The sequence below is a fragment of the Kibdelosporangium persicum genome (genome assembly GCF_013280595.1).
Classification (GTDB): domain Bacteria; phylum Actinomycetota; class Actinomycetes; order Mycobacteriales; family Pseudonocardiaceae; genus Kibdelosporangium; species Kibdelosporangium persicum.
Genome location: NZ_JAAATY010000058.1, coordinates 1 through 25,327, shown reverse-complemented (window position 1 = coordinate 25,327; position 25,327 = coordinate 1). Strand labels below are relative to the sequence as shown.

Annotated in this window: 21 protein-coding genes and 1 tRNA gene; 8 read left to right on the top strand and 14 right to left on the bottom strand. The window is 69.1% G+C overall.

Features of this window, described 5'->3' with window-relative positions:
• Positions 1-127: 127 nt before the first annotated feature.
• From GC106_RS45815 to GC106_RS45795, 5 genes are all read right to left on the bottom strand, one after another.
• On the bottom strand, positions 128-1,357 hold the full coding sequence (locus GC106_RS45815; RefSeq protein WP_173142477.1) for a beta-ketoacyl-[acyl-carrier-protein] synthase family protein: 1,230 nt from the start codon (positions 1,355-1,357) through the stop codon (positions 128-130).
• A gap of 70 nt (positions 1,358-1,427) precedes the next feature.
• Positions 1,428-1,670 carry an acyl carrier protein gene (locus tag GC106_RS45810; RefSeq protein ID WP_042189672.1) on the bottom strand — a complete coding sequence of 81 codons (243 nt, stop codon included), beginning with the start codon at positions 1,668-1,670 and terminating at the stop codon, positions 1,428-1,430.
• 62 nt (positions 1,671-1,732) lie between these two features.
• Entirely contained in the window at positions 1,733-2,710 is a 978-nt protein-coding gene (locus tag GC106_RS45805; RefSeq protein ID WP_173142476.1) for a beta-ketoacyl-ACP synthase III, read from the bottom strand.
• Positions 2,707-3,636, bottom strand: a complete 930-nt coding sequence (locus GC106_RS45800; protein WP_312873430.1) for an ACP S-malonyltransferase — start codon at positions 3,634-3,636, stop codon at positions 2,707-2,709. The genes GC106_RS45805 and GC106_RS45800 overlap by 4 nt, the downstream gene beginning before the upstream one ends.
• A gap of 161 nt (positions 3,637-3,797) precedes the next feature.
• Positions 3,798-4,967 (bottom strand): PucR family transcriptional regulator, encoded by a 1,170-nt coding sequence (locus GC106_RS45795; RefSeq protein ID WP_246368325.1) that lies wholly within the window; start codon positions 4,965-4,967, stop codon positions 3,798-3,800.
• 559 nt (positions 4,968-5,526) lie between these two features.
• On the opposite strand from GC106_RS45795, the gene GC106_RS45790 reads away from it, so the two are divergent.
• Positions 5,527-6,849 carry an NAD(P)/FAD-dependent oxidoreductase gene (locus GC106_RS45790; protein WP_173142474.1) on the top strand — a complete coding sequence of 441 codons (1,323 nt, stop codon included), beginning with the start codon at positions 5,527-5,529 and terminating at the stop codon, positions 6,847-6,849.
• Positions 6,850-6,885: 36 nt separating this feature from the next.
• On the top strand, positions 6,886-7,521 hold the full coding sequence (locus GC106_RS45785; protein ID WP_173142473.1) for a nicotinamide mononucleotide transporter family protein: 636 nt from the start codon (positions 6,886-6,888) through the stop codon (positions 7,519-7,521).
• Positions 7,522-7,685: 164 nt separating this feature from the next.
• Here the strand turns inward: GC106_RS45785 and GC106_RS45780 are convergent.
• The 3 genes from GC106_RS45780 to GC106_RS45770 form a co-directional block, all read right to left on the bottom strand.
• A tRNA-Val gene (locus tag GC106_RS45780) sits at positions 7,686-7,757 on the bottom strand.
• A 37-nt stretch (positions 7,758-7,794) separates the two neighbouring features.
• Complete coding sequence (locus GC106_RS45775) at positions 7,795-8,256, bottom strand: peroxiredoxin (protein WP_173142472.1); 462 nt, start codon at positions 8,254-8,256, stop codon at positions 7,795-7,797.
• An 89-nt stretch (positions 8,257-8,345) separates the two neighbouring features.
• Complete coding sequence (locus tag GC106_RS45770) at positions 8,346-8,777, bottom strand: DUF3052 domain-containing protein (RefSeq protein WP_173142471.1); 432 nt, start codon at positions 8,775-8,777, stop codon at positions 8,346-8,348.
• 345 nt (positions 8,778-9,122) lie between these two features.
• Here GC106_RS45770 and aceE point away from each other — a divergent pair, with 345 nt between their 5' ends.
• Complete coding sequence (gene aceE, locus GC106_RS45765; protein ID WP_173142470.1) at positions 9,123-11,897, top strand: pyruvate dehydrogenase (acetyl-transferring), homodimeric type; 2,775 nt, start codon at positions 9,123-9,125, stop codon at positions 11,895-11,897.
• Here aceE and GC106_RS45760 read toward each other — a convergent pair.
• The 4 genes from GC106_RS45760 to GC106_RS45745 form a co-directional block, all read right to left on the bottom strand.
• Entirely contained in the window at positions 11,840-13,132 is a 1,293-nt protein-coding gene (locus GC106_RS45760; protein ID WP_312873429.1) for an MFS transporter, read from the bottom strand. The genes aceE and GC106_RS45760 overlap by 58 nt on opposite strands.
• Positions 13,133-13,207: 75 nt before the next feature.
• Complete coding sequence (locus GC106_RS45755) at positions 13,208-14,443, bottom strand: M14 family metallopeptidase (RefSeq protein WP_173142469.1); 1,236 nt, start codon at positions 14,441-14,443, stop codon at positions 13,208-13,210.
• Between the two features lie 118 nt (positions 14,444-14,561).
• A complete protein-coding gene (locus tag GC106_RS45750; protein WP_312873428.1) occupies positions 14,562-16,955 on the bottom strand; it encodes a helix-turn-helix transcriptional regulator in 2,394 nt (797 codons plus the stop codon).
• Positions 16,952-18,379, bottom strand: a complete 1,428-nt coding sequence (locus tag GC106_RS45745) for an Hsp70 family protein (protein ID WP_173142468.1) — start codon at positions 18,377-18,379, stop codon at positions 16,952-16,954. The genes GC106_RS45750 and GC106_RS45745 overlap by 4 nt, the downstream gene beginning before the upstream one ends.
• Before the next feature lie 448 nt (positions 18,380-18,827).
• On the opposite strand from GC106_RS45745, the gene GC106_RS45740 reads away from it, so the two are divergent.
• The 5 genes from GC106_RS45740 to GC106_RS45720 all read left to right on the top strand — a co-directional run bounded on the left by GC106_RS45740 (position 18,828) and on the right by GC106_RS45720 (position 24,256).
• Entirely contained in the window at positions 18,828-20,180 is a 1,353-nt protein-coding gene (locus GC106_RS45740) for an IniB N-terminal domain-containing protein (protein ID WP_173142467.1), read from the top strand.
• A gap of 117 nt (positions 20,181-20,297) precedes the next feature.
• Positions 20,298-22,100 (top strand): dynamin family protein, encoded by a 1,803-nt coding sequence (locus GC106_RS45735; RefSeq protein ID WP_173142466.1) that lies wholly within the window; start codon positions 20,298-20,300, stop codon positions 22,098-22,100.
• On the top strand, positions 22,097-23,506 hold the full coding sequence (locus GC106_RS45730) for a GTPase family protein (RefSeq protein WP_173142465.1): 1,410 nt from the start codon (positions 22,097-22,099) through the stop codon (positions 23,504-23,506). The genes GC106_RS45735 and GC106_RS45730 overlap by 4 nt, the downstream gene beginning before the upstream one ends.
• Before the next feature lie 55 nt (positions 23,507-23,561).
• Positions 23,562-24,038, top strand: a complete 477-nt coding sequence (locus GC106_RS45725; protein WP_173142464.1) for a DUF2975 domain-containing protein — start codon at positions 23,562-23,564, stop codon at positions 24,036-24,038.
• Complete coding sequence (locus GC106_RS45720) at positions 24,038-24,256, top strand: helix-turn-helix domain-containing protein (RefSeq protein WP_173142463.1); 219 nt, start codon at positions 24,038-24,040, stop codon at positions 24,254-24,256. The genes GC106_RS45725 and GC106_RS45720 overlap by 1 nt, the downstream gene beginning before the upstream one ends.
• Here GC106_RS45720 and GC106_RS45715 read toward each other — a convergent pair.
• Together GC106_RS45715 and GC106_RS45710 are read right to left on the bottom strand one after the other, a co-directional pair.
• Positions 24,253-24,417, bottom strand: a complete 165-nt coding sequence (locus GC106_RS45715) for a DUF397 domain-containing protein (RefSeq protein WP_376777838.1) — start codon at positions 24,415-24,417, stop codon at positions 24,253-24,255. The genes GC106_RS45720 and GC106_RS45715 overlap by 4 nt on opposite strands.
• The gene (locus GC106_RS45710) at positions 24,417-25,241 is read right to left on the bottom strand and encodes a helix-turn-helix domain-containing protein (RefSeq protein ID WP_173142462.1); all 825 of its coding nucleotides are present in this window, start codon (positions 25,239-25,241) and stop codon (positions 24,417-24,419) included. Before GC106_RS45710 ends, GC106_RS45715 begins: the two co-directional genes overlap by 1 nt.
• Between the last annotated feature and the right edge of the window lie 86 nt (positions 25,242-25,327).

Sequence of the window (25,327 nt, the reverse complement as noted above, 5' to 3'; positions counted from 1 at the left end):
GACCTCGCAACTTACACCGCCCAAATACGACATGAGGGCCGCCCTTCAGGGGAAGGACAGCCCTCGGACGCGGAATCGTTACCGCGCTGATCAGCCCGGTGATCAGCGGATGATCAGACTGGGACGATCACACGGCGGCGAACGCGAGCGCGACGTTGTGCCCGCCGAACCCGAACGAGTCGTTCACCGCGGCCTTCAGGTCGACCTTGCGCGGCTCGCCCGCGACCACGTCGTGCACGACACCCGGGTCGAGCTCCTCGAGGTTGAGCGTCGCGGGAATCACGCTGTCCCGCAGCGACAGCACGGTGACGATCGCCTCGACCGCGCCGGCCGCGCCGAGCAGGTGCCCGAAGGAACCCTTGGGGGCGGTCAGGATCGGGTGTTCGCCGATGGCCTTGCGGATCGCGACCGTCTCGGTCACGTCCCCCACCGAAGTGGACGTGGCGTGGCAGTTGACGTGCCCGATGTCGGCCGGGTCCAGCTCACCGGTGCGCAACGCGGTGGCGATGGCCCGGGCCTGCCCGGCGCCCTCGGGGTCCGGGGCGGTGATGTGGTAGCCGTCGGAGCTGGTGCCGACACCGGCCAGCTTCGCGTAGATCTTCGCGCCCCGCGCCTTGGCGTGGTCCTCCCGCTCCAGCACCATGATCCCGGAGCCCTCGCCGAGCACGAAGCCGTCGCGGTGGATGTCGAACGGCCGCGAGGCCTTGGTCGGCTCGTCGTTCTTCGTGCTCATGGTGCGGGCCTGGCAGAAGCCGGCCATGGTGATCCCGGCGATCGCGGCCTCGGCGCCGCCTGCCACGATCACGTCCGCCTCGCCCGCCTTCAGCATCCGGTACGCCCAGGCGATCGCCTCGGCGCCGGAGGCGCATGCCGACACCGGGGCGTGCACACCGGCCTGCGCCTTGAGTTCGATGCCGACGTGTGCCGCCGGGCCGTTGGGCATCAGCATCGGCACGGTCAGCGGCGAGACCTTGCGCAGGCCAGGACCTTCCAGCAGGTCGTCCTGGGCCAGCAGGGTGTTCGCGCCGCCGATGCCGGTACCGATGATCACCGCGAGCCGTTCGGGGTCGACCGAGCCGGAGTCCAGCCCGGCGTCCGCCCAGGCCTGCCGGGACGCGACCACCGCGACCTGCTCGCACCGGTCCAGCCTGCGTGCCTCGACCCGAGGCAGCACCTCGCTGGGTTCGACCGCGAGTCGGGCGGCGATCCGGGTCGGCAGGTCGAACGCCGTGACCCAGTCGGCGTCAAGTGTGGACACGCCACTCTTACCGGCGAGCATCGCGTCCCACGTGGTCGCGACGTCTCCGCCGAGCGGTGTGGTGGCACCCAGCCCGGTGATGACGATGTCGTTACTCAATTCCTTCTCCGCCCTAGTCGCTCACCGACGCCGCCCCGGCTGTCAGGCTGAGGCGGGACGCCGGCACGGATCACACGGTGTTCTTGGTGATGTAGTCGACCGCGTCGCCGACCGTCTTGAGGTTGGCCAGCTCGTCGTCCGGGATCTTCACGCCGAACTTGTCCTCGGCCTGCACGGCGATCTCCACCATGGACAACGAGTCGATGTCCAAGTCGTCCACGAAGGACTTCTCGACGGTGACGTCGTCCTTGGCCACGCCAGCGACCTCTTCGACGATGTCGGCCAGGCCGGACAGGACCTCTTCGTTCGCCATCGATCTTTCCCTTTCTGTTTGCGATAAATCCCACCGCTGGGCGCGTCGCGCCCGGGCAGAGTCTACGGACTGATCACGACCTGTCCCGCGTAGGACAGCCCGGCGCCGAACCCGACCATCAGCAGCACGTCACCGGTGCTGACGCGGCCGGCCTTGCGCATGTTGTCCAGCGCGATCGGAATGGACGCCGAGGAGGTGTTGCCGGTGTAGATGATGTCGTCGGCCACCTCCATCTTCTCCTTCGCGCCTTCCTTGCGCAGCCGCTTGGCGATGGCCTCGACGATGCGCAGGTTCGCCTGGTGCGGGATCAGGGCGTCCACATCGGACGGCTGAAGCCCGGCGAGTTCCAGCGCGCGCAACGCGATCGGCGCGATCTGCGTCGTGGCCCACCGGAAGACCGTCTGGCCTTCCTGGTAGATGTACTTGTTGTCGCGGTTGTAGATCATGTCGACCATGTCGCCCGCGCTGCCCCACGCGACCGGGCCGATGCCCGGCTCGTCGGACGGGCCGACCACCGCGGCACCGGCGCCGTCGGCGAAGATGATCGCGTTCGCCCGGTCGGTCGGGTCCACCCAGTCGGTCAGTTTCTCCGCGCCGATCACCAGCACCCGGCCGGCCGAGCCGGAGCGGATCAGGTCGGAGGCGGTGGCCAGGCTGTAGCAGAACCCGGCGCACGCGGCGTTGAGGTCGAACGCGCCTGCGGCCTTCACGCCGATCCGGTCGGCGACCTGCGCGGCCGCGTTCGGGATCGGGGACGGCATCGTGCAGTTGGCGACGATCACCGTGTCCACATCGGACGGCTGGAGGCCGGCGTCCTCGACCGCCCGCGTGCCCGCGGCGACCGCCATGTCCACAAGGGACTCGTCCGGTCCGGCGAACCGGCGCTCGACGATGCCCACCCGGGTGCGGATCCACTCGTCGTTGGTGTCCATCCGCTGGGACAGTTCGTCGTTGGTGACGATCCGCTCGGGGCGGAAGCTGCCGACACCGAGGATCCGGCTGCCCGCAGGTCCGGTCGTGATGTTGAGCGACGTGCTCACTTGTTGCCCTCCACGAACTCCGCGATGGAGTCCAAGTCGTCCGGGGTCTTGAGCCTGATCCGTGCCACGGACGGCAGTTCCCGTTTGATCAAGCCGACCAGCGCGCCCGCGGGCGGGAGTTCGACGACCGCGGTGACGCCGCGCTCGCCGAGGGCCGCCATGCAGGCGTCCCACCGCACCGGCCTGGTCACCTGGTCGACCAGCCTGGTCAGGGTCTCCGTACCAGTGGTCACCGCGTCGCCGTCGGCATTGGACAGCAGGGTCCGCGCCGGGTCTTTCGTCGGGACCGAGCCGGCATACGCGCGCAACGCGTCCTGCGCAGGCGCCATGTACTTGGTGTGGAACGCGCCCGCGACCTTCAACGCCCTGGCCTTCACGCCGTGCGGCAGGTCCTTCGCGAGCTTCTCCAGCGCTTCCCGGTCGCCCGCCGCGACGATCTGGCCCGCGCCGTTCTGGTTGGCCGGTTCGACGCCGTACTCGGCCAGCTTGTCCAGCACAACCTGACGGTCTCCGCCCAGGATCGCGGTCATGCCCGTCGGGTGCAGCGCGCACGCGGCGGCCATCTCACGGCCGCGCACGGCGGCCAGACCCACGGCGTCCTCGGCGGTCAGCACACCGGCGACCGCGGCCGCGGCCAGTTCGCCGACGGAGTGCCCGGCGACGACGGTGTCGTCAGCGAGGGTGAATCGCTTCTCGATCTCCGCCTGCGCCAGCAGCGCGGCGGCGACGACCAGCGGCTGGGTCACCGAGGTGTCGACGATCTCCTCGGCGGTCGCCGTGGTGCCGAGTTCGCGCAGGTCGAGCCCGGCGCGCTCGGACCAGCCGGCGAGGCGCTCCTCGGCGCCGTCCAGCTCGAGCCACGGTGCCAGCATTCCTGGTGTCTGGGAGCCCTGGCCAGGGGCGAGTATCGCGATCACACGTTCCACTGAACACTCCGCCTGCCGATTACCGGGATGCCGCCAGTCACGAAACCTGTCCCGCTATTTTGTAGCGTGTCTACAAAGGTTACCGCTGAATGACGGGCTGAAACGGGAAAACGTTGTCGATGTGAACCCTCGTCATCACCGCGTCACGCGCGTTATCTCGGTCACCACAACCCCCTCGCCCGCGCCAACCGGCCCACGGCGAGAGCCACGCGGAGCACCAGAGAGTCACGCGGGTCGTTGGCGTTGCGGCCGGTGAGCTCGGCGACCCGGCGCAGCCGGTAGCGGACCGTGTTCGGATGCACGAACAACTGCCGCGCGCACGTCTCCAGCACGCCGCCCACCTCAAGGTACGTGTCCACCGTCTCCAGCAGCGACCCGCTCGCGTCCTCCAGCGGCCGGGCGATCCGGTCGACCAGCTGCCACTCCGCCTCGGGGTCTCCGGCCAGCGCCCGTTCCGGCAGCAGATCCGTCGACCGGACGGGCCTGGGCGCCGCGGGCCACCCGACCACGGCCCGTAGCCCCGACAGCGCGTCCGCGGCACTGCGATGCGCCTCAGCCAGGCTCGCCACCGTCGGTCCCGCGACCACGGGCCCGTCGCCGAAGGCGGCGGTGATCCGGTCAAGCACGGCCTTGCTCGGCGCACGCCCACGACGTTCCTCACCGACCAGGTCGTCGGTCGGGCCAGCGAGAACCACCACCAGCCGGGTCCCTTGCACGCTCAACAGCACCGCACGCCCGAGACGCGCGGCACGGCTACGGACCTCGTAGACGACCGTCGGCGGGTCGTCGGACGGCCGGTTGCCGACCACAACGGTCGCTTCCGCCGCCGGGTCCCACCCCAGCGCGGCAGCGCGCGAAAGCAGGGCCTCTTCGGCGTCACCACGGACGATCCCGTCGACGACCAGGGCTTCAAGGCGTGCGTCCCAGGCACCTCGGGTCTCGGCGGCGGAGGCGTACGACATCGCGGAGGCGAACGCGACTTCCCGGCCGTAGCGCAGGACCGCTTCGCCGAGGATCGCGCGTTCGGTGTCGTCGGCCGCGAGGTCCGGCACCTGTCCTTCGAAGACCTGCAAGGCGACGCGGACCAGTTCGACGGTCTGCCGCAGGCTGATCCACCGCGACAGGTCACGGGGGGCGGCGCGGAAGACGTCGGTGGTCAGTCGCAGCGACGCGGTCTCGTCCTTGAGCCACGCGGTGAACCCGGCCACGCCGGACTGCGCGATCAACAGCACGCTGGCCCGCTGGTCGGCGGGCATCCGGCTGAACCACGGGAACTGCGAGTCCATCGCGGCCAAAGTGGCCGAAGCCAGCTTGCCGGAAGCCCGTTCCAACTCAGCCAGCGTCTTAGCCGAAACGGCCCCTGCTCTCACCCTCCCAGCTTGACACGGCCAGGAAGCCCAGCCGCGACCCCCCAACGCGAGGACAAGGGAAAGTCGTCGGTGAAACCCCACCACCCCAACGCAACAGGAAGAAACAGTCGCTGGTCAAAGCCCCACAGAACAGGTGCTGGTGAAATTCCAACCCTCTACGCAAGCGGGAGGAAGGTCGCTGGTCAAAGCCCAACGCGCCCAGCGCTGGAAGGTGCGGAGCTCGCACCGTGGGGGGTATGGGGGGCTCGGCCCCCCAAAATAGGACGACAGGCCATTGGCGAAGGTGCGAAGCGAAGCACCGAAGTCAATGGCCCCCTGGAGTGTAGTGGTGCGCTGCACTCCAGGGGGCCTTTCTCCCCGGTCCCCACCGGTAGATCCACTATGGACTTTCCTTGATCGACGCGCCACCGTTGTCCCCCTATCGTGGGACGTAGGTCCTGGGTGTGTCTCCCGCTGGGGAGGGAGTCGCCCGGGTCGCTCTGGTGAGGTCTTTTCCCGTCCGCCGCGTCAGGCTCGGGGTATGACTCACATCCTGATCGTCGGTGGCGGGTATGTCGGGATGTACACCGCCATTCGCTTGCAGAAGAGACTGCGCGCCGGTGAGGCGACCGTGACGGTTGTCGATCCGCAGCCGAACATGACGTATCAGCCGTTCCTGCCGGAGGCCGCCGCGGGGTCGGTCGAGCCGCGGCACGTGGTGGTGCCGTTGCGGCGGGTGCTGCCGAAATGCACTGTGGTGACGGGCAGGGTCACCGGGGTCGACCACGAGCGCAAGGTCGCGACGGTCGTGCCCGCCGAAGGGCTGCCGACGTCGATGCCGTACGACGTTCTTGTGATGGCGGCGGGTTCGGTGTCGCGCACGGTGCCGGTCCCGGGCCTGGCTGAGGCGGGCATCGGTTTCGCGACCGTGGGCGAGGCCATCTATTTGCGCAATCACGTGTTGTCGCGGCTGGACGTCGCGTCGAGCACGCCCGAACGCAAGCAGCGTGCGTTGACGTTCGTCGTGGTCGGTGGGGGATACGCGGGCGTCGAGGTCTTCGGTGAGCTGGAGGACATGGCCCGCTACGCCATGCGGGTCCACAAGGGACTGTCGGTTTCGGACATGCGGTGGGTGCTGGTCGAGGCGTCGGACCGGATCCTGCCGGAGGTCAGCCCGGCGATGTCGGACTACACGATCCGCAGGCTGACCGACCGCGGCATGCGGGTCCAGTTGAACACCAAGGTCGTCTCGATGGTCGACGGGCACGTGGAACTGTCGGACGGGACGTCGTATGACGCCGACACCGTGGTGTGGACCGCCGGGGTGAAGGCGAACCCGCTGGCGATGCGTTCCGGCATGCCGATCGACTACCGCGGCAGGCTGATCTGCACGGAGACCTTGCAGGCCAAGGGGCTGCAAGACGTCTGGGGCGCGGGTGACAGCGCGGCCGTGCCGGACCTGACCGGCCTCGGCGCGCTGTGCACGCCGAGCGCGCAGCACGCTGTGCGGCAGGCGAAAGTCCTGGCCGACAACATCATCGCGTCACTGCGCGGCAAGCCTCTGAAGGCGTACAAGCACAAGCACGTCGGTTCGGTGGCCAGCCTCGGCCTGCACAAGGGTGTCGCCCAGGTCTACGGGATCCGGTTGCGCGGCTGGCCTGCCTGGCTGATGCACCGGGCGTACCACTGGAGCCGGGTGCCGACCGCCGGTCGCAAACTCCGGGTTCTGCTCGACTGGCTGACCGTGCTGCTGTCGCGGCGCGAGATCGTGTCGCTCGGCCAGATCCAGGACCCTCGGCGCGACTGGGAGATAGTGGTACGAGAGACACCTCACACCCTGGCGCGGAACACTCGGACCCAGTAGCACTGTTCTTGGGGGAATCCGGGTGAGGAGGATCGGGTGCGGTTCTTTCTGGAGCACGGCATCACCGTGCTGGGCCAATGGACCTCGTACGCCGAGCTGATCGGCCAGGTCTTCGCCTTGGCGGTGGTGTTCCTCGCCAAGTACCGCACCCTGTGGACGTGGCCGGTGCAGGTCGCGGCCACGGTGCTGCTGTTCAGCGTCTACGTCTCGGCGCACCTCGGCGGCCTGGCGTCCCGGCAGGTCATCATCCTGCTGATCAGCGTCTACGGGTGGTGGGCGTGGACGCGCCGCCGTGACCCCGTCTACGGCGTGGTCGTCCGCCGTTCCACCCTCACCGAGGTCTTCGTGACCATCGGCGCCCTGGTCGTCGGCACAGTCGGCGTGGCGCTACTGCTCGACGCCCTGAACGCCTCCTGGGCACCGTGGCCCGACGCCGCGATCTTCGTGGGCACGGTCGTGGCCTTCGCCCTGCAGGGCCGTGGCCTCGTCGAGTTCTGGCTGGTCTGGCTGGCGGTGGACGCGGTCGGCGTGCCACTGCAGATCGCCTCGAACCTGTGGTTCAGCGCCCTGATCTACACGGTCTTCGCGGCCCTGGTGATCTGGGGCTGGTTCACCTGGACCCGCGACGCCAAGCGCACCCTGACAACGGCCCCCAAACCCGTCACAACCTAGCCCGACGCACCCAGTGCTGGTCCAAGCCCAAAGCGCCCAGCGCTGGAAGGCGCGGAGCCCGCACCGTGGGGGGTCTGGGGGGCTCGGCCCCCCAAAATAAAGACGGCCGACCCGGCGAGCGGACAAGCGAAGCGCAGTCCGCGAGCAGGGTCGACCTGAGGCCGTGGGCGCAGCAGGGTTCGAACCTGCGACCCCCTCCTTGTAAGGGAGGTGCTCTTCCGCTGAGCTATGCGCCCTCGCGCGGTGCCCTGGCGGGCACCGCGGTCAGGACAATCATGCCAGGTCGGCGACTGCTTTCTTCCAGGCCTCCTGGTCACGGGGTTCGCCTGGCTGGTTGACCGCGGCGAAGCGGACGGTGCCTTCCTTGTCGATCAGGAAGGTGCCGCGCAGGGCCATGCCTGCCTTGTCGTTGAACACGCCGTACGCCTGCGCCACCTCGCCGTGCGGCCAGAAGTCCGCCAGCAGGGGGAAGGTGTAGCCCTGCTGGTCGGCCCACGCCTTGAGGGCGAAGGGGCTGTCCACGGACACGCCGAGGACCTGGACGTCGGCGTCGCTGTAGTTCGCCAGTTCGTCCCGCACCTGGCACAGTTCGCCCTGGCATATGCCGCTGAACGCGAACGGGTAGAACACCAGCAGCACGTTCTTCTCGCCCTGGAACGACGAGAGCGTGACCGGCTGCTTGTTGTAGTCGTTGAGCGTGAAGTCCGGGGCCTTCGAACCGACCTCGACCGCCATACCCGTGTCCTCCCAGATGCGAGTCCGCCGTTTCCGCCCAGCCTAGTGCCCCGTCTGGGTGTGGTCCCAGACGGTTCACGCACTGGGCGTCAGCGGCGGGTGTTGGCGGACTTCGGCGACACGAGCCTGGTCGCGGTCCAGTCGCTGCCCACGCTGATGTTCGAGGTCTGTGCCATGCCCGCTGTCGACACCGCCTCGGCGATCTCGCTGGGCTCCACGTGCCCGTCCCGCCCGGTCTTGGGTGTCAGCACCCAGATCACACCGGTGTCGGCGAGCGGGCTGCGTACGTCGAGGAGCGTGTCGGCGAGATCACCGTCGTCCTCCCGCCACCACAGCAGGATGACGTCGACCACCTCGTCGGCGTCCTCGTCCAGCAGGTCGCTACCGCTGCGTTCCTCGATGGCGGCACGCACGTCGTCGTCGACGTCCTCGTCCCAGCCGATCTCCTGGACGACAATGCCTGGTTCGATCCCAAGCTTCTCGGCGACGCCTGCTTTGCCGGCGTCTCCCGCGGCCACCACGGCTTCCACTCCTCCATGTGAACCAATGCGGCGCCGGAGGCACCGCGTGTTAGGCGATAGCGAACACTCCCAGTACCCGGATGCGCAACCGTCCACACCGGGTCAGTGCCCAACTGTGTCCGCTCGGGAGCCCGACGGAGCCCGCACTACGGTGACGGTATGCGTCGGATCGCCCGTGCCTTGAAGAAGGCAATACCACTCCCGGGAGTGTGGGGCACACCGCCATCGGGTTACTCACGAGTAGTGATGACGTGGGGCCCGATCGGGACGACGATGAGGTATGACGCACGCCAACCGGGTTGAATTGGCGTAGGAAACAACGAGAGAACCAGGCGAGGAGACCCCTTGGCCCCGCAAACCAACTCACACGGCGCCGGCACCCCAGGGAGGGTGCACGTTATCCGCGACGGCCTCGCCGCCCACCTGCCCGATATCGACCCCGAGGAGACGTCGGAGTGGCTTGAGTCGTTCGACGCCGTCCTGCAGGACGGCGGGCAGCAGCGCGCTCGCTACCTGATGCTCCGGCTGCTGGAGCGGGCCCGGGAGGGGCGTGTCGGGATTCCGTCGCTGACGAGCACCGACTACGTCAACACCATCCCCACCGAGCAGGAACCGTGGTTCCCCGGTGACGAAGAGGTCGAACGCCGCTACCGTGCGTGGATCCGCTGGAACGCGGCGATGACCGTGCACCGGGCGCAGCGTCCCGGTGTGGGTGTCGGTGGACACATTTCGACCTACGCGTCCTCCGCGACGCTCTACGAGGTCGGTTTCAACTGGTTCTTCCGCGGCAAGGACCACCCCGGCGGGGGAGACCACGTGTTCTTCCAGGGCCACGCGTCTCCTGGTATGTACGCGCGCGCGTACCTGGAGGGCAGGCTCGCCGAGAACCAGCTGGACGGTTTCCGTCAGGAGTACTCGCACGCCGGGATGGGCGGCGGCCTGCCGTCGTACCCGCACCCGCGGCTGATGCCGGACTTCTGGGAGTACCCGACGGTCTCCATGGGCCTGGGCCCGATGAACGCCATCTACCAGGCCCGGTTCAACCACTACCTGCACGACCGGGGCATCAAGGACACGTCCGACCAGCGAGTATGGGCGTTCCTCGGCGACGGCGAGATGGACGAGCCGGAGTCGCGTGGCCTGATCCACGTCGCGGCCAACGAGGGCCTGGACAACCTGACCTTCGTGATCAACTGCAACCTGCAGCGGCTGGACGGCCCGGTCCGCGGCAACGGCAAGATCATCCAGGAGCTGGAGGCGTTCTTCCGCGGCGCGGGCTGGAACGTCATCAAGGTCATCTGGGGCCGCGAGTGGGACGCGCTGCTGCACGCCGACCGCGACGGCGCGCTGGTCAACCTGATGAACACCACGCCGGACGGCGACTACCAGACCTACAAGGCCAACGACGGCGCCTACGTGCGTGAGCACTTCTTCGGCCGCGACCCGCGGACCAAGGACCTGGTGCTCAACCTCGACGACCAGGAGATCTGGAACCTCAAGCGCGGTGGCCACGACTACCGCAAGGTCTACGCGGCGTACAAGGCGGCCTCGGAGACGCACGGCGCGCCGACGGTGATCCTCGCCAAGACGATCAAGGGCTACAACCTCGGCCCGCACTTCGCGGCGCGCAACGCCACGCACCAGATGAAGAAGATGACCCTCGACGACCTGAAGGGCTTCCGCGACACCCTGCGGATCCCGATCAGCGACGCCGAGCTGGAGAAGGACCCGTACCTGCCGCCGTACTTCCACCCCGGCCAGGACTCGCCGGAGATCCAGTACATGCTGGAGCGGCGCCGCCAGCTGGGCGGGTTCGTGCCGGAGCGGCGCGCGAAGTCCAAGACGCTGGTGCTGCCCGGCGACAAGGTCTACGACGTGGTCCGCAGGGGGTCGGGCAAGCAGGAGGTCGCCACCACGATGGCGTTCGTCCGGCTGGTCCGTGACCTGGCCAAGGACCCGGAGATCGGGCCGCGGATCGTGCCGATCATCCCGGACGAGGCCCGGACGTTCGGCATGGACTCGATGTTCCCGACGCAGAAGATCTACAACCGCCAGGGTCAGCTGTACACCTCGGTGGACGCGAAGCTGATGCTCGCCTACAAGGAGAGCGAGCGCGGCCAGATCCTGCACGAGGGCATCAACGAGGCCGGGTCGACCGCGTCGTTCACCGCGGTGGGCACGTCGTACGCCACGCACGGCGAGCCGATGATCCCGATCTACATCTTCTACTCGATGTTCGGGTTCCAGCGCACCGGTGACGGCCTGTGGGCCGCTGCCGACCAGATGGCGCGCGGGTTCGTGCTGGGTGCCACGGCCGGCCGTACGACGCTGACCGGTGAGGGCCTGCAGCACAACGACGGGCACTCGCTGCTGCTGGCGGCGACCAACCCGGCCGTCGTCGCGTACGACCCGGCGTGGTCGTTCGAGGTCGCGCACATCGTCAAGGACGGTCTGCGCCGGATGTACGGCGACCAGGCGGAGGACATCTTCTACTACCTGACCATCTACAACGAGCCGTACCAGCAGCCCGCCGAGCCGGAGGACCTGGACGTGGAGGGCCTGCTGCGCGGGCTGTACCACTACAAGGGCGCGCCGTCGGGCAGTGGCCCGAAGGCGCAGATCCTCGGTTCCGGTGTGGCGTTGCCGTGGGCGCTCAAGGCGCAGGAGCTGCTCAACGAGGAGTGGGGTGTGCAGGCCCATGTGTGGTCGGCCACGTCGTACTCGGAGCTGCGTCGTGAGGCCGTCGAGGTCGACCGGCACAACCTGCTGCACCCGGAGGCCGAGCCGCGCGTTCCGTACGTGACGTCGGTGCTGTCGGAGACCGAGGGCCCGGTTGTGGCGGTGTCGGACTGGATGCGTGCGGTTCCGGACCTGATCCGGCCGTGGGTGCCGGGCGACATGGTGGCGCTGGGCACGGACGGGTTCGGGTTCTCCGACACCCGCCCGGCCGCGCGGCGCCACTTCCTGGTGGACGCCGAGTCGATCGTGGTGGGCGTGCTGGCCGCGCTGGCCAGGCGCGGCGAGATCGACAAGGCCAAGGTGGTCGAGGCGACCAGGAAGTATCAGCTGGACGACGTGTCCGCCGCCGGTCCGCAGACCTCGGACCCCGGCGTGGCCTGACGCTCCGGTGACACCCTTGTGGGCGGCCTTTCCCGGCCGCCCACAAGCGTTTCCGGGGCGATCAGCCACAGGCCGAGCGCGAGCGCCGAGATCAGCCCGCACAGGACGAAGGCGGCCTGGTAGGACCACAGGTCGACGATCACGCCCGCCGCCAGCGGCCCGATGATGGCGCCGAAGTCCGCGGCCATCTGGAAGAACGCCAGCACCGGCCCGCCGCGCACGTCCGTGCCGATCACGTCGGCGACGGTCGCCGTCTGCGCCGGGGTGACCAGACCGGACCCGATGCCCGAGATCAGCGCGGCGGCGAAGAACAACGGTGTGGTCGTGGCCAGGCCCAGCAGGACCGACCCGACGGTGAGGATCGCCAGCCCGGCCAGCACGACGGGCTTGCGGCCTCTCAGGTCCGCGATCCGGCCCGCGATCATCAGGACGGCCGCCGTGCCCACCGCGTAGATCGACAGGCCGATGCCGGAGACGGTGCTGGACTCGTGCAGCGCGCCGACCACGAACAACGGGATCAACGAGAACCGGACGCCGAACGAGATCCACCCGACCGCGAACGACGACGCCAGCGACGCCCGGTACGCCCGGCGCCGCACCGCTTGCCGGACGGTGAACTCCGGCAGCTCCAGCGAGGCCGACGTCACACTCCCGCCGGACTTCTTCAGCAGCAGCCAGATCAGCAGCGCGGCGAGCACCGTGCCGGTGCCGTAGATCACGAACGGCAGCCGGAGCGACGCGCCGGCGAACAGCCCGCCGAACAACGGGCCGGCCATGTTGCCCAACAGGAAGCTGGTCGACCACAGCCCGGAGACCCGTCCGCGCAGGCCGACCGGGCTGAGCCTGATCACCAGGCCGATGGCGGCCACGGTGAACATCACCGAGCCGAGACCGGCGATCGACCGGAATCCGATCAGCTGCCAGTACGACGTCGCCCACGCGCACGCGGCCGTGGAGACGGCGTTGATCACCAACCCCCACAACAGGACCGGCCGCTCGGCGAACCGCGACACCAGCGACCCGCTCGCGGGCGCGAACGCCAGCCGCACGATGGCGAACGCGCTGACGACGAACGAAGCGGCGGTGACACCGACCCCGAACGTCGTGGCGAACGCGGGAACGACCGGCGCCATCATCCCGAACCCGATGGCCACGAGGAAACACGCCGACACCAGGACCCAGACTTCCCCTGGTATGCGCTCACGTGTCTCGTGACCGCCCCACAGTTTTCTCACCGCACCATCAAACCCCCAGCTCAACCCGAGTGGGTGGCCCTGTGAGCGCGGCCACCCACTGGAGTTCGACGTCGCTCAGCAGCGTTCGACCGGCGTACCCGCGACCAACTCGAAGTCCGCCCGAGCGTCCAGCAGCAGCGGGATCAGCGGCCGGGACTGCTGGGCCAACGGCACGAGCCGTCCGTCGCCGTCACGCCGTGACGCCACGCCGTGCAACGAGAGCTTCTCCGCCACCTGCTCGTACTGCGCGGAGGTCAACCGGTAGCCGCAGGGCGGGTTCGGCTCGACCTCACCGGCCGGAGGTGCTTCGTTGTCCGCGCCACCGAAGTAGATCGGCCCACGCTGGAACGGCGCGGTCACGCGGCTGATCGTGGTCGCGGCCTCGACCTGGCCACGCCTGTCGCGCACCAGCTTCAGCGTCCCGTCGACCGCGTACAGCTGTGACGCGACCCGTCGCCGGGCCGCGGCCGGAACGTCCTCGCCGGGGTTGGGCGCGTCGTTGGTCTCCACCAGCAACCCGAGGGCGTGCTTCAAGCCCGTGGTGTTGCGCAGAATCCGCTCCTGCCCGTCGCCCGCGATCTGCTGCGTCGGCTCGCCGGTCACCGGGTCGACGAGCATGCCGTACACGCCACTGGTCAGCCCACGGGATTCCACGGCAGGCCGGATGTACGAGCGGGACAACACCTCGGACTCGTCGTGCACCCGCTTGTGCACGTTGAGGTTCCGCGGCCAGAGCCACAGAACGTCCTTGTCGTACACCAAAGGCCGCGGGCCGAACTCGTGCAGGTCGTGCACGACGTCAGGCCGGTGGTCCCGGATGATCCGCGCGAACGTGCGTCCCTCAGGGGTTTCCAGTGCGATGTGGTCCCGGTTGATGTCGACGCCGTCGGCGTTGCCGCGCGTGTTCGCCTCGCGCCCGTCGGGGTTCGCGGTCGGCACGAACAACAACGTGGTCCCCGGCGGCACGGAGGCCTTGCCGTAAGCCAGGTCCCGGATCTTGATCAGGCACGCCTCCCGCCCGGCCGGTTCGTCACCGTGCTGCGCGCACAGGAAGAGCACGGTCGTCGGGCCGCCTTTGCCGACACGTACGAGGTGCAACGGCCGTCCCTGCACGCTCGTGCCGACCTGGCTCACCGGCACCTTGCGGCCGAGCTGCTTCAGCAAGGAGTGTTCCTCGGCCATCGTGGTCCACCGGGCGCCGCCGGACTGCTCGAAGCCCGTCCTCGGCACGTCCCCGGCGGCCAGTGCGGGTAAGCCCGACAGCAGCAGGCCTGCCGCCGTGAGCGCGGCCAGTTTCCCGGATATACCCATGTCACGTCCCTTCTTCACGCCACAGGGGACGTCACCAGACCGGGACGTCGGATGTCAACGGCCGACCGTCGGGTCAGCGGCCAGGACCTCGCCCGCTGCCCCGTCACCCGATCGGGTCCTAGTTCTTCGCCGTGATCGACCGGAGCTGGGTGAGCAGTTCGCTGCGGCTGCTCGCGCCGAGGCGCTGACGCATCCGGGCCATGTGGTGTTCCACGGTCTTGGCCGAGATGAACAGCTGGTCGCCGACCTGCTTGTACGTCATGCCCTGCAGCACCAGTGCCGCGACCTCCTGCTCGCGTTCGCTCAACGGGCTGGTGGTGGCCGGCGCCGGGTCGGCCACGGCCTGCTTGCCCTGCAGTTCACGGGCGCAGTCCAGCAACGTCACCATGGCCTTGCGGTCGGAGGTGCGGATCGCGGCCTGTCCTGCCAGCCGTGAGCCGTCCCAGACCATGCCCATGTCGTGCAGGCCGCGGGCCGCTGCCTCGGCACGGACCGGGTCGACCTTGCCCGCCACGACGTCGAGCCAGCACTGCGCGGCCTCGCCGAGGGCGCGGCCGAACCGGCTGTGGCTCTTGGCCAGCGCGGCCGCGTGATCGGCGGCCTCGCCGGGTTGTTCGGCCACGATCGCGGCGTGCAGGCCGCCCCAGTGCAGGGGAGTGAGCCACATCTCGGGTTCGCCGAGTTGCTTGGTCAGGGCGTACGCCTCGCGCAGGTGCGGCCCGAGGCGGCTCTGGTCGCTCAGTTTCGCCGCGGCCACGGCGAATTCGCTGAGCGGCAGGATCGTGAACAGGTCGACCGGGTGCCGCACGACGGCTTCGCACGCCTGCGCCCAGATCCGCCGCAGTGCCTGGACGTCGCTGTTACGCCGGGCCAGGCCGACCTCCAGGGCCACGGCGAACAGCCAGTCCCGGGGTTCGCGGGGGCGTGTCGCGGCGAGGTGTTCGGCGGCGGCGGTCAGCTGGCCGCGCATCATGCAGATCCACGCCTGCAGCAGCCGGTGCCGCGTCGCCAGCAACGGCCCTCCCATGTTCGACCGCACGGCCCGGTCCAGCACCGACTCGGCGACACCGAGTTCGCCGCAGTGCAAGCCGACCAACGCCGCCAACGCGGCGGGACTGTCCGGCAGCAACACCCCGCTGCCCGCGGGTTCCAGCAAACCGGCCGCACGGACCAAAGAGGACAGCGCGTCGACCGAGTTGCCGGTGACCGACTCGCGGACTCCTTGCGCCATCAGCGAAGCCGAGCCGGACAACAACGTCGGCAGCCCGTCCGGGGAGGTGACGTCGACCAGGTGCCCGGTGCCGATCAGGCCGATCGCGGCGAACGAGCCGTCACCGGACCACCGGTACAACTCGGCGCTTCGGCCGAGCTGCCCCCGGTGCGCCAGCGCGGTGGCAGCGACCCTGGCGCCGCTCGCCTTGTCCTCGGACCCGGAGATCGCCTGATCAGCAAGACGCATCGCGGAATCGAGATCACCGGCCAGCGCCGAGGCGTGCGCCCAGCCGGCCGCGCACTGCGCCACCGGACGCCCCGCGGACACGGCCGCGGCGAACAGTTTCGCGGACAACGCCGGGTCCTCGGTCAGTGCCTCGTGGGCGGCGGCGTGGAAAGCGGCCGCGACACCGGCACCGCCGGCACCGCTGCCGAGCAGCGACCGCGCCAACGGCAGCACGGACTCGCCGCGCTCCAGCAGCAACTCGGCAAGTCGTTGGCGCACGGCCAAGGCACGTTCGGCCGGGATCACCGCGCGGATGGCACGGTGGCAGATCGGCAACAGAGTGCCGTCGTGGCCGAGCAGCCCGGTCGCCCGGGCGGCTTCCATCACGGTCACGACTTCGCCCGCGTCCCGGCACAGCAACGAGGCGAGCAGATCCGTCCGGAGTCCCGCGCCGGCCTGCGCGGCCAGCACGTACTGCAGGACATCGGGGTCAAGCAGGTCGAAGTCGGAGCGGAACGCGGCCAGCGCGGCGTCCGGGACCTCGGTCACCGGCCGTGCCGTCATCGCCGAGACCAACCGGTCCACAAAAGCGGGGACACCGCCGGTCTGGGTGAACAGGAACTCCACGAGTTCCGCCGCGGGCGCCGCGCCGAATGCGCCGGACGCATGCGACCGGACCTGGCCACGGTCCAGCGGCGCCAGCATCACCGTCTGGCCGAGCGTCCGGGTGAGCTCACTGAGTTCCGGCGAACGCGGCCATGGCCGCAACGCGATCACCAGCCGGGGAACGTCGGCCTCGGCCAGCTCCCGCAGGCGGTCGGCGGGCAGTTTGTGCGCGTCGTCGACCACCACAGCGGCCTCGGGATCGCCAGGACGGTCGGTCACGCGGACGCCCGCGCTTTCATACACGCGCCGGAAAGCCTTGAGAACTGTGGTCTTGCCGTAGCCGCCGGGGGCGATGACCGCCAGCGCCACCGGCGCGAAGGGGTCGGCCTCGGTCGCGTCCAGCACTCTCTTCGCCGCCTCGTCCATGACGGTCGTGGTTCGTGCTCGGGTCGCTGTTCGGTGGCTCAACGGCCGTCCTCGCCTGTCTTGGGGGTCGATGACCTGGCTGACTTGCTGCTGGATGACTTGGGCTGCGGCGGAACCGACGACGGCGTCACCGCGGGAGTGGTGGGCGACGACAGCGGAGTCGGCTTGCTGTTGTTGACCGGCGCGACCGCGGACGAGTCCGGGGCGGGCGGCTTCGGCGGTTCGTCGGGCTTGAGGTAGAACGTCAGGCCGACGCCCGCGGCCAGCACCAGAGCGCTCAGACCGCCGACGAGCTTGGGTTTCCCGGTCAACGCCCGCAGCGCCGAACGCGGCGGGGGCAGTTCGAGCGGCGTGATCTCGATCGACGGCCGGGCAGGCGCCGGGGGTGCCTCGTCCGGCGAGCGGACCAGCGCGGGCGCGGCCTGCGGTGCCGGGGCCATCCGGCCGGCCACGATCGCCGCGCCCCGTGCGCACGCGAGCTCAGGCTCGGGGGTGATCACGGTGCGGTCCCGCAGTTCTTCCCTGATCAGCTCGCCGACCAGTGGGATCCGGGCGGACCCGCCGGTGACCAGGACGGTCTTCAGGTCCGCGGCCGGCCGGATGATCCGCAGCAGCTCCTCGATCCCGGCCTGCACCGACGTGCGGATCATCTCCTCGAACTCGACCCTGGTCAGCACGACCTCGTGCACCGTGACCTCGGTGCTCGCCGAGAGGAACTCCTTGGCGGCCACGCATTCGCCGCGCAGCCGGGAGAGCTTCTGCCAGGCGTCCGGGTCGGCCGGGTCGACTCCGCCGGTCGCGTTGCGCACGTACTCGAAGACCACGTCGTCGAAGCTGTAACCGCCGTTGGAGTCGACGCTTTCGGCCGAGTTGAGCACCTCGAACGTGCCGATGGGGGATCGCCGGACCACGGCGGTCGCGAGCCCTGTCGCGCCGAGGTCGTACACGCCCAGCGCGTCACCCGGCTGCACGTCGTGGGTCGCGGCATGGCTTTCGCTGATGGCGACCGGCTCGGCCAGCAGGGTCACGTTGTCGACCTTGGTCTGCCGCAACGCCCGGTGCAGCAGGCGCCTGCGGTGGTTGCCCCACCCGGCGGGATGGGTGACCACCAGGTGCTTGGGGGGTTCGCCCTCGGCCGTGGACACCTCGTTGACCACCCAGGTGATCAGCACGGCGGCGAGCGTCTCGGCCGTGCACACCTCGCGCCCGACCATGAGCGGGACCTCGTCGCCGATCCGCCTGGCGAAATCACGCGCGGCGTTGGCGGGGTCGCTGCCCGCGTTCCGGTCGGCCGGGTCGCCCACGACCACCTTGCCGTCGGGTGCGAAGTACACCACCGTCGGCGCGGTGGTGGTGCGCTCACCCAGCTGGACAGCCTCGGGGTCGCCCCAGGTGGAGCCGGTCTGACGGCAGAGCGCTGCCGCGGTGCGGCAGGTCCCCACGTCGATCCCCAAGACGTATGGCATGCAGGAGTGCCTTCCGACTCGATCGAACGGGCGCCCGTCCGGGTTACCCCCGGATGGGTCACATCTTCATACCAACCCCGCAACCGCGACGGTGAATCGGACTGGAACTCATAGGGGGACACCCTAATGCCCCTAATGGAGGATGGGGCCTAACCCTAGTCGGGGGGAGTGATGACTCGGCGTGATCCCCGATGTCGGGGGGACGGCCCGGGGCATAACTTTCTGGGGCATCGCCGGGCAGCCATGGCCTGGCCCGCTGGTGGACGACAGGCAACGACGCCTTCTCGCCACCGGCGGAACGAGCAGCTCACGGGATCAACGACCCGCTGGTGTCGATGGCCGGCAGTGGACATGCACTGACCGGCCGCGGGTGCCGCACCGGAGGGTCCGCGATCACCGGAAGCACTGCCCGGTTGTTGCCCCCTGTACCCCTCTAGGAGAGATTTCCGTGGTTCGAGACGAGGCTCCCCAGCCCGCTGCCCCTTCCGCTCAGGCGACTGCCGAGGCTAACGCCGAAGCGACCGCTGAGGCGACCGCCGCCGCTCCGGCCGTTCCGGCGGCCCCGGAGCCCGCGACCCTGCACGACTTCTGCAAGGGCCTGCTCGGCGACGCCGACCTGATGAAGGCGTTCGAGCTCGACCCGGTCGGCTGCCTGACCAAGGCGGGCCTGACCGACATCGCCCCGTCGGACGTCTACGACGTGCTGCCGCTGGTGAACGACCTGGTCCCGGCCGGTGCCGGCGACCTGCCGCTGGTCAACGGCCTCGGCGGCATCTCGGGCGTCGGCCTGCCCGGCGTCCCCGACCTGGACAGCCTGACCAGCGGTATCAGCCTGGACGGCGAGGCCGGCGCGGACGGCGGCTGGGCCACGCTGAGCGCCGAGTCCCCGCTGGGCACCACCGGCGCGGTCGGCCAGATCGAGGCCGAGCTCGACGAGGTCGAGGGCGGCTTCCAGGCCGGCCAGTCCACCCCGGTGGGCGACTTCGGTGCCGCCGGCGCGATCAGCGCGGGCCTGGAGGGCGTCGCCGCCAACGCCGGCGTCTACACGCCGTTCGGCACGATCGAGACCGGTGCGCACGTGATCGGCGGCGAGGCCGGCGGCGTCGCCTACGGCGGCATCGCGATCGAGGGCCCGCTGGACAAGACCATCAGCGTGACCACCGAGCACGGCCTGGGCATCAACCAGGACGTGCTGGCGGTGCCGGGCCTGTCCGGCAACGTCACCGACATCGTCGGCAACGTCACCGACATCGCGGGCAAGGGCGTGACCGACCCGACGGCGCTGACCGGCGCGGTCTTCGGTGTCGCCTCCGCGGTGCCCTCGGTCGGTGGCCTGCAGCTGCCGCTGAGCGACGTCGCCGGCGCGCTGCCGGTCGACCTGCCCGCGCTGCCGGTCCAGGCTCCCGAGGCCGTCCCGGCCCTGTCGGCCGACAACGCCGTGGAGACCACCCAGAGTGCCGTCACCGACGTCACCGGCGACCTGCCCGTCGTCGGCGACCTGCCGGTAGACGTGCCCGCCGTGACCGACGTAGCCGGTGTCGGCGGCAACCTGCCGAACGTCGGCGACGTGCTGGACAAGCTGCCGGTCAACCTCCCGGTGGACGTGCCCGCGGTCAACCTGCCGGACGTCTCGCAGGTCGTCCCGCAGGTCACCCAGAACCTGCCGGTCATCGGCGGCGACGCCAGCGGTCACAACATCGTCGGCGACGTGGTCGGCCAGACCGGTCTGGGCAATGTGATCAACGACAACCCGGTCACCGACGTGGTCGGCAACGTCGTGCCGGACCTGGGCCTGCTGTAAAGAGCCCAGCTCACACGGCCGGAGGCCGGGTTCTCCCTCGGGGGGCGGACCTGGCCTCCGGCTTCTTTTGCCGTTGGCGGTCTTCACCCGATCGGTCGAGCAGGGCACACTGTTCGGGTGACTGCGGCGACCTGGCTCGAGGTTCTGGACCAGACCATCGGGGCATCCGTCGTCCACCACAGACCTGACCTGGCCGAACGGCTCAGGGCCAAGCGGGCGCAGCTGCTCGACCCGCAGATCAGGGTGTTGGTGATCGGCGAGGCCAACCAGGGCAAGAGCCAACTGGTGAACGCCTTGGTGAGCGCTTCGGTGTGCGCCGTCGGCGACGACGTGACGACGGTGGCGCCCACGATCGTGCGCTACGCCGAGAAACCCGCGGCGACGCAACTGCTGCACGACGGCACCGGCGCGGAACCGCAACGGATGCCGCTGCCGGTGGACCAGGCGACCAACCGGGGCGGCGACGCCGTGACGACGGAAGTCCGTATCCCGCGCAAGATTCTGGCCGCCGGGCTGGTGATCATCGATACGCCCGCGATCGGCAACCTGCACCAGTTGCGCGCGCAGAGCACCTTCTCGGCGTTGAGCGGCGCGGATGCCGTGCTGCTGGCCACGGACGCCTCCCATGAGCTCTCGGCGACGGAACTGGAGCTGCTGCGCCACGTCCGCCGCTCGTGCCCGACGATCCTGGTCGCGCTGACGAAGATCGACCTGACCACGCGCTGGCGGCAGATCGCCGACCGCAACCGGGAACACCTGTCCAAAGCGGGGATTCCGGCCGCGGTGGTGCCGGTGTCGTCCGCGCTCCGGCTGCGGGCGGTGGCCAAGGACGACGAAGCGCTGAACGTGGAGTCCGGATTCCCCGAGCTGATCGAACGGCTGCGCACAGACGTGCTGCCGGTCGCGTCGAACCCGTCGTCCCGGCAGAACTTCGCCGCGATGACCGGGACCGCGCTGGCGGAACTCGTCGGCCAGGTGAAGAAGGAACTCGCCGCGCGCCCGGACGACCGCAACTCGCCCGCGGTCGCGGAGTACATGGACGCGCAGCAGAAGATGGCCGACCTGAAACGCCGGTCGGCCAAGTGGCAGAACGTGTTGAACGACGAGATGGCGGACCTGATCGCGGATCTCGAGTACGACCTGCGCGACCGGACCCGCAGGATCCTGCGCGAGGTCGACCGGGCCTTCGACGAGGCGGACCCGGCGAAGACCTGGGACCAGTTCGAGGAATGGCTCAACGAGAACCTGACCGAGGCCGCCCGGACCAACTTCGACTGGCTGATCGAGCGGTCGTGGTGGGTGGCCGACCGGGTGGCCGAGTGCTTCCCGGAACGCCAGGACCTGGTGCCCGGCACCGTGATCCCGTCGGACGCCGACCTCGATCCGGGGGACACCGAACGGCCGAGGCTGGAGAAGTTCACCGCGGGCCAGAAGGTGTTCTCCGGGTTGCGCGGCTCCTACGGCGGGGTGCTGATGTTCGGTCTGATCACCAGCCTCGCCGGGTTGCCGTTGATCAACCCGATCTCCATCGGCGCCGGTCTGGCGCTCGGCGGCAAGAGCATCGGGGAAGAAGGGGAGACGCGGCTCAAGCGGCGTCAGCAGCTGGCGAAGTCGACGGCCCAGCGGCACGTGGACGACTTCTTCCTGCGGTTCTCCAAGGACTGCAAGGACGCCGCCCGCCGGATCCAGCGCGGCCTGCGTGACCATTTCGCGGAGCTGGCGGAGCAGTTGCAGCAACGAGTCGCGGACGCGGCCTCGGCGGCGCAACGCTCGGCCCAGGCCGAGTTGTCCGCGCGGCAGCGCCGTGACCAGGAGCTTCGCCAAGCGCTCACGCAGTTGAGAGAGTTGCACGGTCAGATCACCCGGATCGCCGGGGCACTGCCGGCGTCGTCGAGGAACCCATTGGAGATCTCCGCGTGACCCAAACCGTCGACGAGGCGGTCTGGGCGATCCTGCATGAGGCACTGCGGCTTTATCAGGACAGCCCACGAGCGACGAGCTGGCTGCGGCACCACATCGGCAGGTTCGACTCGCCACTGCGGATCGCGGTGGCGGGCAGGCCGGGAAGCGGGAAGTCGACGGTGGTGAACGCGGTCGTGGGCGACGAGGTCGCCCCGATCGAGGTGGACGGCCCGGTCTTCACCTGGTACCAGGACGGCCCGCAGCCGCGCGCGACCGTCTACATGAGACAAGGGCCGCCCGGTGAACCGCCGATCGTCCGGGTCGGCCGCCGGATGGACATCGACCTCAGCGGGTTCGAATCCGGTGGCATGACAAGGATCGTGGTCGACTGGCCGGCGCGGGTGCTGCGGGACGCGACGCTGATCGACACCCCGCCGATCGCGGACGAGATCTCCGAGCAGATCGCGGCCGAAGCGGACGCCCTGCTGTACCTGACTCCGCAGGTGCACGTGATGGACGTGCGGTATCTGCAGTCCACACAGGACCATCCGGTGGCCCGTGCGGCGCCGGTGAACAGCATCATGGTGCTGTCGCGTGCCGACGAGGTCGGCGGTGGCCGGATCGACTCCTTGTCGACGGCCAAGCAGATCTCACGGCGGTACCGGCGTGACGCCCGGATTCGTGGCCTGTGCCAGAACGTGGTGGCGGTGTCGGGCCTGATCGGCCAGGCGGGCCGGACGATGCCGGAGGAGGAGTACCAGTCGCTGGCGGCGCTGGCGGCGGCTCCCCGGGCGCAGACGGAGGAGTTGTTGCTGACCGCGGACAGGTTCACGCGGTCCGAGCACGTGCTGCCGGTCTCGACGCGCCGGGAGCTGGCGGACCGGCTGGGGATGGTCGGCATCCGGCTGGCGACGACGTTGATCCGGCAGGGAGCGGACTCGCGTACCAAGCTGGCGTCGGAATTGGTGCAGCGCAGCGGGTTGAACGAACTGCGTGACTCGATCGGGCGGTTGTTCGTCGACCGCCGGGAGGTGCTGAAGGCCCGCTCGGCCTTGCTGGGCCTGGACGTGGTCCTGCGGATGGAGCCCCGGCCCGGCGCGGCGAAACTGGTGACCGACGTGGAACGGGTCCTGGCCGGAGCGCACGAGTTCCACGAGCTCCGGTTGCTCGGGGGCCTGTTGTCGGGCCGGACGCGTCTGCCGGAGGAACTGGGCCTGGAGGCCCAGCGGTTGATCGGCGGCTACGGCACGGATCTGGACGCGCGGCTGGGTTTCGACCGTGAACCGACCCAGGCGGAGGTGCAGAACGCGATCTACGACGCCCTGGCCAGGTGGCGTGAGCAGTCGGAGAACCCGATGCTGGGCAGCGCCGAGCGCGACGCGGCCCGGGTGGTGGTACGCAGCTGCGAGGCGATGCTGATCTAGCGATTGCCGATAAGGATCGATTGACAATCGATAGATAGATGCCGATACTCGATGCATGTTCGAGCGTCGGGCGGTTGCCCTTCTCAAAGTGTGCCTGGTGGGCTTGTTCGGGCTTCTGGTGCTGTTCCAGGTGATGTCCCTGCCAGGGCAGTTCGCGAGCATGGCCAGGGAGGAGCCGGAGATGGCGTACCTGCGCTGGCCCGCGACCTTCGTGACGGTGTTCTGGGTGTTGTGCGTTCAGGTGGTGATCGTCTGCACGTGGCGGTTGCTCACCCTGGTGCAGAAGGACCGGATCTTCAGTGAGGTCTCGTTGAAGTGGGTGAACGGCATCCTGTGGGCCATCGGGGCAGGCTGGGCAGTGCTGGTGGGCGTGCTGCTCTATGTCGGTTTCAACGCGACCGACCCAGGCCTGCCGCTGGTGCTGACGCTGATGACCGCGATCGTGACCGTGGTCGGACTGCTGATGGTCGTGTTGCGCGCGCTGCTGCGTCAGGCCACGACCCTGCGCTCCGACATGGAAGCGGTGATCTGATGCCGATCATCGTGCGCATCGACGTCCAGCTGGCCAAGCGCAAGATGAGCGTCGGAGAGTTCGCCGAAAAGGTCGGCCTGACCCCCGCCAACGTGGCGGTACTGAAGAACGGCAGAGCGAAAGCAGTCCGCTTCAGTACCCTGGAAGCGATGTGCCGGGTGCTGGAGTGCCAGCCCGGCGACCTCCTGGAGTGGGTCGAGGACGAAGAACCGACCTAGTCGACCTGCGAGAGGAACGCCCGCCAAGGCTCCACCGGGAAGGTGAGGGTGGAGCCGGGATTCTTGGAGTCCCGAACGGCGGCGAGGAGAGGTAAGAGAGCGATCTCGACGCAGTCCCCGTGGTAAGTGCTGTAGCTGCTCTTGCGCCAGTTCAGTTCCACTACCGGTTCCTCGCTAGCTCCTCGATGAACGCCACCGAGTCGGAAGGGTTCAGTGCTTCGATTCGCAACGCTTCGAGTAGCAGTCTAGCTTCCTCCACCTGCGCGTGGTCCTCGGTTTGCAGCGACCCGGTCGGGTTCTCCATGTAGAGGTATCTCGGATCATCGGGGTCGGGGAAGCTCAACACTGTGAAAGGTGCGTTCGGCAGGTAGAAAGTGCCTCTGTCCTGCAGTACCTGAAGTGTCACTGTGGGCAACTCCGACATCGTGATGAGGTGCCGGAGTTGCTCCTGCATCAGTTCTGGTGGCCCGAACCTGCGACGCAACGCGGCCTCGCACACGATGCTGTGCAGCTGCAGCGGATGATCCTCGCTGGTCAGCCTCCGTTGCCTGTACAGCCGCACCTTCATGCTGGTGTCGACTGGGACTTGGCGGCACCGAGCGCTGAATAGCGTTCGCATGTAGGCGCGGGTTTGAAGCAACCCTGGCACCTCGATCAGCAAGAACTGGCTGATCTCCGACGCCTCAGTCTCCACGTCGAAGAAATCCGAGTTCCTGATCCCGAAGACCCGATACCAGGGCGTCTTCAATGCCTCCCGCACCTCCTCCAGCAACTCCTCGTCGTAGCACTGGTACAGGTCCATGATCGAGCGGACCAGGTGCACGTCGGCCCTGGTTTCCCCGGTCTCGATCCGATGCAGGGCACTTTTCGTCTTGTCCAGCATCGGGGCGGCGGACTCCAGTGTGTGCCCGGCCTCCTCCCTCATCCGGCGAAGCTTGGCGCCGAGCTTGCGGCGCAGGAACGTGGGACGCGTTGGCTCAGTCACGTGTTCTCCCTGGGCGATACAGGGCGGTCATAGTGTCATTTGGCACCAACAAACTTGGAATTCCCACTGTGTAAGTGATTCCGCCG